9 protein-coding genes, 1 rRNA gene and 1 pseudogene are annotated in these 12,681 nt (G+C 67.9%); all 11 read right to left on the reverse strand.

Annotated elements, in window-relative coordinates; all coding sequences use genetic code 11:
* Window positions 1-130: 130 nt before the first annotated feature.
* The 11 genes and pseudogenes from QE359_RS15690 to QE359_RS15740 all read right to left on the reverse strand — a co-directional run bounded on the left by QE359_RS15690 (window position 131) and on the right by QE359_RS15740 (window position 12,647).
* Window positions 131-1,652, reverse strand: a 16S ribosomal RNA gene (locus tag QE359_RS15690).
* A gap of 498 nt (window positions 1,653-2,150) precedes the next feature.
* Window positions 2,151-2,921 carry a fumarylacetoacetate hydrolase family protein gene (locus QE359_RS15695; protein ID WP_070418535.1) on the reverse strand — a complete coding sequence of 257 codons (771 nt, stop codon included), beginning with the start codon at window positions 2,919-2,921 and terminating at the stop codon, window positions 2,151-2,153.
* A 30-nt stretch (window positions 2,922-2,951) separates the two neighbouring features.
* A pseudogene (locus tag QE359_RS15700) lies at window positions 2,952-4,062 on the reverse strand (branched-chain amino acid aminotransferase).
* Window positions 4,063-4,077: 15 nt separating this feature from the next.
* Window positions 4,078-5,145: a 3-isopropylmalate dehydrogenase gene (locus QE359_RS15705; RefSeq protein ID WP_309779879.1), complete on the reverse strand. Its 1,068-nt coding sequence runs from the start codon at window positions 5,143-5,145 to the stop codon at window positions 4,078-4,080.
* A gap of 13 nt (window positions 5,146-5,158) precedes the next feature.
* Window positions 5,159-6,748 (reverse strand): phosphoglycerate dehydrogenase, encoded by a 1,590-nt coding sequence (gene serA / locus QE359_RS15710; RefSeq protein WP_071294936.1) that lies wholly within the window; start codon window positions 6,746-6,748, stop codon window positions 5,159-5,161.
* Window positions 6,749-6,892: 144 nt separating this feature from the next.
* Entirely contained in the window at window positions 6,893-7,285 is a 393-nt protein-coding gene (locus QE359_RS15715) for a hypothetical protein (RefSeq protein ID WP_309779881.1), read from the reverse strand.
* Entirely contained in the window at window positions 7,282-7,722 is a 441-nt protein-coding gene (locus QE359_RS15720) for a hypothetical protein (RefSeq protein ID WP_070418531.1), read from the reverse strand. The genes QE359_RS15715 and QE359_RS15720 overlap by 4 nt, the downstream gene beginning before the upstream one ends.
* Before the next feature lie 61 nt (window positions 7,723-7,783).
* Window positions 7,784-8,974 carry a mannitol-1-phosphate 5-dehydrogenase gene (locus QE359_RS15725; RefSeq protein WP_070418530.1) on the reverse strand — a complete coding sequence of 397 codons (1,191 nt, stop codon included), beginning with the start codon at window positions 8,972-8,974 and terminating at the stop codon, window positions 7,784-7,786.
* A 209-nt stretch (window positions 8,975-9,183) separates the two neighbouring features.
* Window positions 9,184-10,209: a ketol-acid reductoisomerase gene (gene ilvC, locus QE359_RS15730; RefSeq protein ID WP_070418529.1), complete on the reverse strand. Its 1,026-nt coding sequence runs from the start codon at window positions 10,207-10,209 to the stop codon at window positions 9,184-9,186.
* Between the two features lie 117 nt (window positions 10,210-10,326).
* Window positions 10,327-10,827, reverse strand: coding sequence for an acetolactate synthase small subunit (gene ilvN, locus QE359_RS15735; RefSeq protein ID WP_022907763.1), 501 nt, complete (start codon window positions 10,825-10,827; stop codon window positions 10,327-10,329).
* On the reverse strand, window positions 10,824-12,647 hold the full coding sequence (locus QE359_RS15740) for an acetolactate synthase large subunit (RefSeq protein WP_070418528.1): 1,824 nt from the start codon (window positions 12,645-12,647) through the stop codon (window positions 10,824-10,826). The genes ilvN and QE359_RS15740 overlap by 4 nt, the downstream gene beginning before the upstream one ends.
* Window positions 12,648-12,681 lie beyond the last annotated feature (34 nt).

A 12,681-nucleotide genomic window follows, 5' to 3' on the forward strand; every position in this document is an offset into this window, starting at 1 on the left:
GATCAGGAAGCTGCGCTCCCGACTGCACTGTCAATGTTCCACCCATGAGCTACCGGCGAGAACGTTCGTCTCGATCCGGCGCCTGGACCCACCGTCCCCCGAAGGACACGACGAACCAGATGCTCCTTAGAAAGGAGGTGATCCAGCCGCACCTTCCGGTACGGCTACCTTGTTACGACTTAGTCCTAATCACCGATCCCACCTTCGACGGCTCCTTCCACAAGGGTTAGGCCACCGGCTTCGGGTGTTACCGACTTTCATGACTTGACGGGCGGTGTGTACAAGGCCCGGGAACGTATTCACCGCAGCGTTGCTGATCTGCGATTACTAGCGACTCCGACTTCATGAGGTCGAGTTGCAGACCTCAATCCGAACTGAGACCGGCTTTTTGGGATTCGCTCCACCTTACGGTATCGCAGCCCTTTGTACCGGCCATTGTAGCATGCGTGAAGCCCAAGACATAAGGGGCATGATGATTTGACGTCATCCCCACCTTCCTCCGAGTTGACCCCGGCAGTCTCCTATGAGTCCCCGCCATAACGCGCTGGCAACATAGAACGAGGGTTGCGCTCGTTGCGGGACTTAACCCAACATCTCACGACACGAGCTGACGACAACCATGCACCACCTGTACACCGACCACAAGGGGGCGACCATCTCTGGCCGTTTCCGGTGTATGTCAAGCCTTGGTAAGGTTCTTCGCGTTGCATCGAATTAATCCGCATGCTCCGCCGCTTGTGCGGGCCCCCGTCAATTCCTTTGAGTTTTAGCCTTGCGGCCGTACTCCCCAGGCGGGGCGCTTAATGCGTTAGCTACGACACAGAAACCGTGGAAAGGTCCCTACATCTAGCGCCCAACGTTTACGGCGTGGACTACCAGGGTATCTAATCCTGTTCGCTCCCCACGCTTTCGCTCCTCAGCGTCAGTTACGGCCCAGAGATCTGCCTTCGCCATCGGTGTTCCTCCTGATATCTGCGCATTCCACCGCTACACCAGGAATTCCAATCTCCCCTACCGCACTCTAGTCTGCCCGTACCCACTGCAAGCCCGAGGTTGAGCCTCGGGATTTCACAGCAGACGCGACAAACCGCCTACGAGCTCTTTACGCCCAATAATTCCGGACAACGCTTGCACCCTACGTATTACCGCGGCTGCTGGCACGTAGTTAGCCGGTGCTTTTTCTGCAGGTACCGTCACTTTCGCTTCTTCCCTACTAAAAGAGGTTTACAACCCGAAGGCCGTCATCCCTCACGCGGCGTTGCTGCATCAGGCTTTCGCCCATTGTGCAATATTCCCCACTGCTGCCTCCCGTAGGAGTCTGGGCCGTGTCTCAGTCCCAGTGTGGCCGGTCACCCTCTCAGGCCGGCTACCCGTCGTCGCCTTGGTGAGCCATTACCTCACCAACAAGCTGATAGGCCGCGAGTCCATCCCCAACCAAAAAATCTTTCCACCACCAGACCATGCGGCCGGCAGTCATATCCAGTATTAGACGTCGTTTCCAACGCTTATCCCAGAGTCAGGGGCAGGTTACTCACGTGTTACTCACCCGTTCGCCACTAATCCACCCAGCAAGCTGGGCATCATCGTTCGACTTGCATGTGTTAAGCACGCCGCCAGCGTTCGTCCTGAGCCAGGATCAAACTCTCCGTAAAAAATTACAACCAACACCCGAAGATGTCAGCGAGTTGATTCTGACTGTTGACTGTCTACTGACAATCTTCAATCCAAAAGGAATTGTCTCCGAACCCACCAGCAAGCTGATGAGTCACGGGGTCAATAAATTGGCATTGACAATGTGCACGCTGTTGAGTTCTCAAGGACCAGACGCACTCCCCACTCGACCCGTGGAACACGAGCGTCGCCAGAGAGGCATTTCGTCTCACCCCGAACAGACCACTTCGAGAGTGGATCGTCATCGGGATTCGTTGCCTGAGCGGGACCCCGTCCGGACTGCATCTCCGGGGCATTCGCTCCGGTGACCGTCTCGGCCGTTCCGTTCTCCGCCTCAGCGGCAACGAGTGATTACTCTACACACGCCCTGGGGGCCCCGCCAACCGTCCCGCACCCCGGGCGTGTCGCACGGGCCGATCCGCGCGGAGACGCGGAACGGCCCGCCCCCACGGTGGGAGCGGGCCGTTCGGTGACGCGCGTCAGTGCTTGGCGATGACCGGGTTCTTGAGTGTGCCGATCCCCTCGATCGTCACCTCGACGACCTCGCCGTCGCGGATCTCGCCGACGCCGGCAGGGGTGCCGGTCAGGATGACGTCGCCGGGCAGGAGCGTCCAGATCGACGAGACGAACTCGATGAGGGACGGGATGTCGTGCACCATCTCGCTCGTCGAACCCACCTGGCGCAGGTCGCCGTCCACGCGGGTCTCGATGCGGATGTCCGACGGGTCGATCTCGGTCTCGATCGCCGGCCCGAGCGGGCAGAAGGTGTCGAAGCCCTTGGACCGGGTCCACTGGCCGTCGCGCGCCTGCAGGTCACGGGCGGTCACGTCGTTGGCGATCGTGTAGCCGAGGATCACGCTCGCGAAGTCCTCGCGCGTGACGTTCTTCGCGAGCGACCCGATCACGATGGCGAGCTCGCCCTCGTGGTCGACGCGTCCGACCCCGGCGGGGAGACGGATCGGGTCCTCGGGGCCGATCACCGACGTGTTCGGCTTGAGGAACACCACCGGGTCGTCCCCGGAGCGCTCGTCCATCTCGGACGCGTGCTCGGCGTAGTTGAGCCCCACGCCGATCACCTTCGACCGCGGGATGACGGGGGCGAGGAGCTTGGCGTCGGCCAGCGGCACCCGCTCCCCCGTGGTCTCGAACCCCTGGTACATCGGGTCACCCGCCAGCACGACCAGGTCGCGCTCGTCGAGGATGCCGTACCGGGGGTCTTCGCCCTTGCTGCTGAACCGTGCGATCTTCACCGTTGGAGCTTATCGACGTGTGGTGTGCGTTCAGGCCGGGTCGGTCAGGCGCGTCATCCACCCGTGCGGGTCGGCACGGCGGCCGTACTGGATGTCGGTGAGTTCGTCGCGCAGGGACATCGTCAGCTCGCCGGCCCCGACGGTCGGCGACCCGATCGTGAAGCCCTCGCCGCGGAGTTCCGCGATCGGGGTCACGACGGCGGCGGTCCCGCACGCGAAGGCCTCGGTGATGGAGCCGTCCTCGACGCCGTCACGCCACTCGTCGAGGGTCACCCGACGGCGTTCGACGCGCAGCCCGCGGTCCTCCGCCAGCTGCAGGATCGAGTCGCGCGTGATGCCCTCGAGGATGGAGTCGGAGTCCGGCGTGACGAGCGTGCCGTCCGCCTCCACCAGCACGACGTTCATGCCGCCGAGTTCCTCGAGGTACTTGCCCTCGACCGAGTCGAGGAACATGACCTGCTGGCAGCCGTGCTCGTACGCCTCTTGCTGGGGCAGGAGCGACGAGGCGTAGTTGCCGCCGGTCTTCGCCGCACCCGTGCCGGCCCTTGCCGGCCCGGGCGTAGTTGGTGGACAGCCAGATCGACACCGGCTTCGGTCCGGAGGTGAAGTACGCCCCCGCCGGGCTCGCGATGCAGTGGTACGCCACCGCCTGTGCCGCACGCACCCCCAGGAACGACTCGGTCGCGATCATGAACGGCCGCAGGTACAGGCTCGTCTCGGGCGCCGAGGGCACCCAGTCGACGTCGGTCCGGACCAGCTCGCGGATGGAGTCGACGAAGGTCTCCACCGGCAGCTCCGGCAGCGCGAGCCGCCGCGCGGACCGCTGGAAGCGCTTGGCGTTGGCGTCCGGGCGGAACGTCCAGACCGAGCCGTCGGCGTGCCGGTAGGCCTTCAGCCCCTCGAAGATCTCCTGCGCGTAGTGCAGGACGCTCGCGCTGGGGTCGAGGCTGATCGGCCCGTACGGGTGGACCGAGGCATCGTGCCACCCGGCGTCCAGCGTCCACTGCACGGTGGCCATGTGGTCCGTGAAGTGCTTGCCGAAGCCCGGGTCGGCGAGGATCTCCTCGCGCTCGGCGGCGGCACGGCGCTCGGGTGAGGGGGTGGTGGCGAACGCGAGTCCGAAGTCGGTGTCGGTGCTCATACGGGGAGACTCCTGTCAGGCGGTGGTGGTGCGTGCCGTGGCCGCGGCGGCGATGGCGTCGCCGATCTCGGCCGTGCGACGCTGCGAGGTGCCCCGGTCGGCGAGGTCGGCCTCGACCGCCCGCGTGACCGCCGCCGCGAGATCGCTGCGACCGATGTGGTCGAGCAGCAGTGCGACGGACAGGATGGCGGCCGTGGGATCGGCCTTCTGCTGACCCGCGATGTCCGGCGCGGAGCCGTGGACCGGCTCGAACATGCTGGGGAAGGTGCCGTCCGGGTTGATGTTGCCCGAGGCCGCCAGACCGATGCCGCCGCTGATCGCGCCGGCCAGGTCGGTGATGATGTCCCCGAAGAGGTTGTCGGTGACGATGACGTCGAACCTAGCAGGTTCCCGCACCATGTGGATGGTGACGGCGTCGACGTGCTGGTAGTCCACCGTGACGTCCGAGTACTCCTGCCCGACGGCCGCGACGGTGCGCTGCCAGAGGGCTCCGGCGTGCACCAGGACGTTGCTCTTGTGCACGAGCGTGAGGTGCTTGCGCGGCCGCCGGTCCGCCAGCTCGAACGCGTACCGGACGACGCGCTCGACACCGTACGCGGTGTTCAACGAGACCTCGGTCGCGATCTCCTGCGGGGTCCCGACGCGGATGACGCCGCCGTTGCCGACGTACGGTCCCTCGGTGCCCTCGCGTACGACCACGAAGTCGACGTCACCGGGGGACGTCAGCGGCGTCGTCACCGACGGGTAGACGACGGTCGGGCGCAGGTTCACGTAGTGGTCGAAGGCGAACCGCAGCTTCAGCAGCAGCCCGCGCTCGATGATCCCGCCCGCGAGCCGGGGGTCGCGGGGGTCGCCGCCGACCGCGCCGAGCAGGATCGCGTCGTGGGTGGCGATGGCGGACATGTCGTCCTCGGTGAGGATGTCACCGGTCTCGAGGAACCGGTCGGCACCGAGGGAGAACGGGGTCTCCTCCACCACGAGGTCGCCCGGCAGCACGGCGCGCAGGACCTTCAGCGCCTCGTCGACCACCTCGGGTCCGATGCCGTCCCCGCGGATCACCGCGAGCTTCACCGTCTGCGTCATGTCCGCCACTCCCCTACAGCGTGATGTCGATCTCGCGGAGCGAGGCCGCGTCGATCGTGGACCGGACGTGCTCGAGGATCTCGGCCGGGACCGGCGAGTCGACGGTGAGGACGCTGAGCGCCTGGCCGCCGGCGGCTTCCCGCGAGATCTGCATCGCCGCGATGTTGATGCCGGCGTCGCCGAACTCCTTGCCGTAGACCGCGACGATGCCGGGCCGGTCGGTGTACTCCATCACCACGTGGTGCTCGGCGAGGGCGACCTCGACGTCGTGACCGTTGATCTCGACGAGCTTCGCGACCTGCTTCGGGCCGGTGAGCGTGCCCGACACGCTGATCGCCGGGCCGTCGGACTGGGCCCCACGGATCGTGAGCACGTTCCGGTACTCCGGGCTGTCCGAGTCGGTGATGAGCCGCACGGTGACCCCGCGCTGCTCGGCGATCAACGGTGCGTTGACGTAGGACACCTGGTCGCTGACGACGTCGGTGAAGACGCCCTTGAGCGCCGCGAGCTTCAGCACGCTGACGTCGAACTCCGCGAGCTCGCCGTGCACCTCGACGTCGATGCTGGTGACGGGCGACGTCGCGAGGCCGGTGAACACCTGACCGAGCTTCTCGACGAGCGGGATGCCCGGGCGCACGTACGGGTCGATGACGCCACCGGCGACGTTGACCGCGTCGGGGACGAGCTCGCCGCCGAGGGCGAGCCGCACGGACTTGGCGACCGAGACGCCCGCCTTCTCCTGCGCTTCGTCCGTCGAGGCACCGAGGTGCGGCGTGACGACGACGTTCGGGAGCGCGACGAGCGGCGAGTCCTTCGGGGGCTCGGACACGAAGACGTCGAGACCGGCGCCGGCGATCGTGTTCGAGGTGAGCGCACGGTGCAGCGCGTCCTCGTCGATCAGCCCGCCACGGGCGACGTTCACGACGAACGCGGTCGGCTTCATGAGCGCGAACTGGTCGTCCGAGATCATGCCGACCGTCTCCGGCGTCTTCGGCATGTGGATCGTGGTGAAGTCGGCACGCTTGAGCAGGTCCTCGAGCGAGACGAGCTCGACCCCGAGCTGCTGGGCACGGGCCGTGGTGACGTACGGGTCGTACGCGATCACCTGGACGCCGAACGCCTGCAGGCGCTGGGTGATGAGCGCACCGATCCGGCCGAGGCCGATGATGCCGACGGTCTTCTCGTACAGCTCGACACCAGTGTACGCGGAGCGCTTCCAGGTGCCGGCGGCGAGCGACGCGTGTGCGGCCGGGATGTGGCGCGCGAGCGACAGGATGTGGCCGACCGTGAGCTCGGCGGCGGAGATGATGTTCGACGTCGGCGCGTTGACGACCATCACCCCGGCGGTGGTCGCCGCCTTGATGTCGACGTTGTCGAGGCCGACGCCGGCACGGGCGACGACCTTGAGGTTCGGGGCCGCGGCGATCGCCTCGGCGTCGACCTTGGTGGCGGAGCGCACCAGGATGGCGTGCGCATCGGCGAGGGAGGCCAGGAGGGCGGGGCGGTCGGTACCGTCCACGTTCCGGATCTCGAAGTCGGGCCCGAGGGCGTCGACTGTGGCGGGCGAGAGTTCTTCGGCGATCAGGACGACCGGCTTCGGCACAGCTGCAGTTTCCTCACACGAGACGGGCGGTATCCCACCATCGTATCGACGTGTGCACGTGGTTACGACCGCAGGGTCGGTCCGGTGGGCGACCACACGACGGACGGGAGGCGCGGTGCCGGCTGGCACCGCGCCTCCTGGCCGTCAGGAGGAGCGTCCGAAGTCCAGCAGGCTCGGCACGAACAGTTGCAGGTCCAGCCACAGCGCGCCGGCTGCCGCGAAGGCCAGCACGAAGACACCGATGGTCACCGCGAGTCGAGCGCGTCGGGTGATCCACAGGGCGACGACGAACGCGACCGGCGCGATCGCGATGTCCAGCACGAGCCAGAGCCACGGCGTGCTGCTCCGGAGCGAATCGCCGCCGGACGTCGTGTCGAGGAAGGCGTTGAACTGCCGGACCGAACCCGAGATGTTCACGAGGTTGCCGACGCTCTGGACGGTCATGTACGCGAACAGCAGGGCGAACACGAGCCAGACGACGACCTTGCCGACGAACGCCCGGGACGACCGATGGACGGTCGGCGTCGCGCCGGTCACCCGAAGCTCCGCGTCATGAGAAACGGCCACGGGAAGAGGACGAGGGCGCCGAGCAGCATCCACAGCAGACGGCTCCGCGTGCGCTGTCCACGGCCGGCCCAGAGCACGACGGTGAACCACAGCGCGGGCGCGACGATCGACAGGAACCGGAGGACCTCGACGAAGACGGTCAGCACGGTGTCGACGTCCGAGACGTACGAGGTCGAGGCCGTGAGCAGCCAGGCCACCGTGTAGAGCAGGTACAGGCCGCCGAAGACGCCGAACCCGATGAGCGCGCCGGAGGTCTCGGGGGCCTCGGGGTCACGGCCGGAGCGTTCCTTGACGGTGACCGGGTTGTGCGCCGCGTCGACGTGGGTCGCGTCGTCGGCGTCGCCCCAGCTGAGGGCGTCGTCGTCGTGGTCGACCGAGCCGTCGGGCGGGGATGCTGCCGTGGTCATGCCTCGATTCTACGAGGCGTGCCGCTCCGGCTCGACCACGGACGACCGGTACGGCCGCTGGTCAGACGTCGGCGGGCTGGGTCTCGAGGACCTCGGCGACGACCTCGCGCACCGCGGGGAACAGCGGGTGGCTCTCCATCAGGCCGGTGAGGATCTCGGTGAGGGCGTGTGCCGTCGCACCCGAGCGGAGCAGCGCGTGCAGCTCGATCGACTCGGGGTCGTTCTCGTCGTCGAAGTCGAGCGCGACGCGCACGGCGCCGAGCAGGTGGTCGACGGGGAGCCCGCGTTCGGCGAGCTGCGCGGCCGGGCCGACGAAGCGCTCGCGGCGGCCGAGCTTCCGGAGCGGGTTGCGTCCGACGCGGACGGTCGTGTCCGGGAGGTGCGGGTTCGCGATGCGGGAGAGGTTCGCGGCGACGTAGCGCGCGTGCTCCTCCGGGTCGAAGCCGTGCTTGGCGACGAGGAGTGCTGTGGTCTCGGCGAGGACGCCGTCGACCTCGGCGCGGACGGCCTCGTCCTCGAGGGCCTCGCGGATGAGGCGGATGCCCCGGACGTAGCCGTGGTAGGCGGCCGTCGCGTGCGCGGTGTTCACCGTGTAGAGCTTGCGCTCGACGAACGGCTGCAGGTCGTCGACCCAGGTCACGCCGTCGATCGCGGGCGGCTCGGCGTCCGAGTCGGCGAAGGGCGTGCGCTCGATGACCCACTCGTAGAACGGCTCGAGCACGACGTCGAGGCCGCCGGACTGGCCGAGCACCCCGGACTGGTCGGGGACGATGCGGTCGATGGCGCAGTTCGCGAAGACGGCGGCGATGTCGCGGTCCTCGAGGATGGGGGCTCGACGGATGCTGGCGTGCAGGGAGTCCGTCGCGTTGAAGGCGTTCTCGCACGCCACGATCGTGACGTCGCCGCGGTCGAGCGGCCGGGCCGCCAACCCCTCGGCGATGACGGGGGCGACGAGCGGGAGGGTGCGGGCGCCGACCGCGGTCGTGACGACGTCGGCCTCGGCGATGGCCCGGACGACCTGCTCGCGGTCGGTCTTGCTGCTGAGGGCCGTGAACCCGTAGACGAGGTGCTCGACCGGCATCTCGCCGACCTCGTGCACGACGAACCGGCCGGCTTCGTTCAGTGCCGAGACGACGCGGTCGTCGACGTCCACGAAGGTGAGCTCGTAGCCGCTCGCGACCAGGAACTGCCCCACGAACCCGCGTCCGATCTTGCCGGCGCCGATGTGGACCGCTCGCTTCGTCACCGCCATCCGACGATCCTCCCATGCTGGACGACGACCTGAGGACCGCCCATGTCCGGGCCGGACGACGGTCGTCGCGAAACGTCCCCGGGAACGCCGAGGGGACGCCGGTGGGCGGCGTCGGGGCTGGTGGTGAAGTGCTGCATAACGTTCGGGTCACATCGCGAGGCGGCGGTGCGGGTGCACCGCCGCCTCGTCGTCGAGTGGTGTTGCGAAGACTACCGCGCGGCGGAACCGTCCACGTAGTCGGCGTCGTTCGACTTCCACGCGAAGAGGGCGCGCAGCTCGCGACCGGTCGCCTCGATCGGGTGGCCCTCGCCCTTCGCGCGGAGTGCCTTGAACTCCGGCGCGCCGGCGTCCTGGTCGTCGATGAAGCGCTTCGCGAAGGCACCGTTCTGGATGTCCGCGAGGACGGCCTTCATGTTCTCCTTGACCTCGGGCGAGATCACGCGCGGGCCGGAGACGTAGTCACCGAACTCGGCCGTGTCGGAGATCGACCAGCGCTGCTTCGTGAGGCCGCCCTCCCAGATGAGGTCGACGATGAGCTTGAGCTCGTGCAGGACCTCGAAGTAGGCGATCTGCGGCTGGTAGCCGGCCTCGACCAGGGTCTCGAAGCCGTACTGGATGAGCTGCGAGGTGCCACCGCACAGGACGGCCTGCTCGCCGAACAGGTCGGTCTCGGTCTCCTCGGTGAAGGTCGTCTTGATGCCGCCGGAGCGGAGGCCGCCGATGGCCTTCGAGTACGACCACGCGAGGTCCCAGGCGGAGCCGGACGCGTCGACCTCGACGGCGACGATCACGGGGACGCCACGGCCGGCCTCGTACTCGCGGCGCACGGTGTGCCCTGGGCCCTTCGGGGCGACGAGCGACACGTCGACGCCCTCCGGCGCCTGGATGTAGCCGAAGCGGATGTTGAAACCGTGGCCGAAGACGAGCGTGGCGCCCGGCTTGAGGTTGGGCTCGATGTCGTCCTTGTAGACGATGCGCTGGACCTGGTCCGGCGCGAGGATGACGACGACGTCCGCCCAGGCCGTGGCGTCGGCCGGGGTGAGGACCTCGAAGCCGGCCTCTTCCGCCTTCTGGCGGCTCTTCGAGCCCTCCTGCAGGCCGATCTTGACCTCGACGCCGCTGTCGCGGAGGTTGAGGGCGTGGGCGTGGCCCTGCGAGCCGTACCCGATGACGGCGACCTTCTTGCCCTGGATGAGCGTCAGGTCGGCGTCGGCGTCGTACACGATGTCAGTCACGGTGGTGGTTCTCCTGTGGTCGGTTCGGGAAGCGTTGGTTGCGGTGAGTCGGGAGGAGACGGACTGGAGGCGCGGTGCGGGTGGCGACCCGCGCCTCCAGTCCGTCACGGGTCGCGGTCAGCGCACCCGGTCGGTGATGCTCTTGGGCCCACGGCCCATGCCGAGGAGGCCCGCACGGGCGAGCTCCTTGATGCCGTAAGGCTCGAGCACGCGGAGGATCGCCTGGATCTTGCCGGGGTCGCCGGTCACCTCGACGATGAGCGAGTCGTTCGCGACGTCGACGACCTGCGCACGGAACAGGTTCACTGCCTCGAGCACGGCCGAGCGCGTCTGGTTGTCCACCCGCACCTTCACGAGCATGTGCTCGCGCTGGACGGACTGGGAGAAGTCCAGCTCGACGATCTTGATGACGTTGACCAGCTTGTTGAGCTGCTTCGTCACCTGCTCGAGCGGGAGGTCCTCGACGTCGACGACGACCGTGATCCGGCTGAGGCCGTCGACCTCGGTGTTGCCGACCGCGAGGGACTCGATGTTGAACCCGCGGCGCGCGAACAGCCCGGCGACGCGGGTCAGCAGACCCGGCTTGTCCTCGACGAGGAGGGAGAGGACGTGGCTCATGCGGTTTCCCCCGTCATGTCGGCGTCCTCGTCGTCCCAGGTGGGGGCGAGGGCCTGGGCGTACTCGATGGACGAGTTGCTGACTCCCTGCGGGACCATCGGCCAGACCATCGAGTCGCGGCTCACGACGAAGTCGATCACCACGGGGCGGTCGTTCGTCTCGAGGGCGAGCTGGATGGCGGCGTCGACCTCGTCCGCCTTCTCGACGCGGATGCCGAGGGCACCGTACGCGTCCGCCAGCTTCACGAAGTCGGGCACGCGGCGCGAGTCGTGGCCGGTCTCGAGGTCGGTGAACGAGTGGCGGCCGTCGTAGAACAGCGTCTGCCACTGCCGCACCATGCCGAGCGACGAGTTGTTGATGATCGCGACCTTGATCGGGATGTCGTTGATGACGCAGGTCGCGAGCTCCTGGTTGGTCATCTGGAAGCAGCCGTCGCCGTCGATCGCCCAGACCACGCGGTCCGGCTCGGCGACCTTCGCGCCCATCGCGGCGGGGACGGAGTAGCCCATCGTGCCCGCGCCGCCGGAGTTCAGCCAGGCGTTCGGCCGCTCGTACTTGATGAACTGCGCCGACCACATCTGGTGCTGCCCGACGCCGGAGGCGTAGATCGCCTCGGGGCCGCTCAGCTCGCCGATGCGCTTGATGATGGCCTGCGGCGCGAGCAGGCCGTCCGTCGGCTCCGCGTAGCCGAGCGGGAAGTCGACCTTGAGCTGCTCGAGCTTCGCCCACCACTCGGCGGTGCTCGCACGCTGGTCGGTCGGGATGCCGCCCCACGCGTCGAGCAGGTCGACCAGGACCTCTTTCGCGTCGCCCACGATCGGGACGTCGGCGAAGCGGATCTTCGAGATCTCGGCCGGATCGATGTCGACGTGCACGACCTTGGCGTTCGGCGCGAACTCGTCGGCCTTGCCGGTCACGCGGTCGTCGAAGCGAGCGCCGAGCGCGATGATGAGGTCGCTGTCCTGCAGGCCGAGCACCGCTGGGACGGTGCCGTGCATGCCGGGCATGCCGAGGTGCTGCGGGTGCGAGTCGGGGAAGGCGCCCCGTGCCATCAGCGTCGTGACGACCGGCGCACCCGTGGCCTCGGCGAAGCGGAGCAGCTCGGCGGTCGCCCGGGAGCGGATCACGCCGCCGCCGACGTAGAGCACCGGGCGCTCGGACTCGGCGAGGAGCTGCGCGGCCGCGGTGATCTGCTTGCCGTGCGCCTTGGTGACCGGACGGTAGCCGGGCAGGTCGATCTTGGGCGGCCAGACGTACGGCGCCGACTTCTGCTGGGCGTCCTTCGTGATGTCGACCAGCACGGGGCCGGGCCGTCCGGTCGTCGCGATGAGGTGCGCCGCGGCGAGGGTCGCCGGCACGTCGGCCGGGTCGGTCACGAGGAACGAGTGCTTCGTGATCGGCATCGTGATGCCGACGATGTCGGCTTCTTGGAAGGCGTCCGTCCCCATCAGGGTCGAGAAGACCTGGCCGGTGATCGCGATGAACGGCACCGAGTCCATGTAGGCGTCGGCGATCGCGGTGACGAGGTTCGTCGCACCGGGACCCGAGGTGGCGATGGCGACGCCGACCTTGCCGGACGCCGAGGCGTAGCCCTCGGCGGCGTGGCCGGCGCCCTGCTCGTGGCGGACGAGGACGTGGCGGATCGTCTGCGACGCCATGAGCTCGTCGTAGAACGGGATGATCGCACCGCCCGGCAGGCCGAAGACGTCGGTGATCCCGAGGTGCTCGAGCGTCCGGAGGACGGCTCCCGAGCCGGTCAGGATCTCCGGCGTCCGGCGTGCACCGGCGGCCGCGGACAGCGGAGTGGCTTCCGTGGGCATGAGGTGTTCCTTGCCTGGAGTGATGGCGATGGTG

Source organism: Curtobacterium sp. SORGH_AS_0776 (assembly GCF_031453355.1).
Lineage (GTDB): Bacteria > Actinomycetota > Actinomycetes > Actinomycetales > Microbacteriaceae > Curtobacterium.

Coding starts and splice junctions, on each gene's coding strand:
- QE359_RS15705 (WP_309779879.1), bottom strand. CDS start 5,145: ATGACGCAGACGGTGAAGCTCGCGGTGATCCGCGGGGACGGCATCGGA.
- QE359_RS15720 (WP_070418531.1), bottom strand. CDS start 7,722: ATGACCACGGCAGCATCCCCGCCCGACGGCTCGGTCGACCACGACGAC.
- QE359_RS15725 (WP_070418530.1), bottom strand. CDS start 8,974: ATGGCGGTGACGAAGCGAGCGGTCCACATCGGCGCCGGCAAGATCGGA.
- ilvN (WP_022907763.1), bottom strand. CDS start 10,827: ATGAGCCACGTCCTCTCCCTCCTCGTCGAGGACAAGCCGGGTCTGCTG.
- QE359_RS15740 (WP_070418528.1), bottom strand. CDS start 12,647: ATGCCCACGGAAGCCACTCCGCTGTCCGCGGCCGCCGGTGCACGCCGG.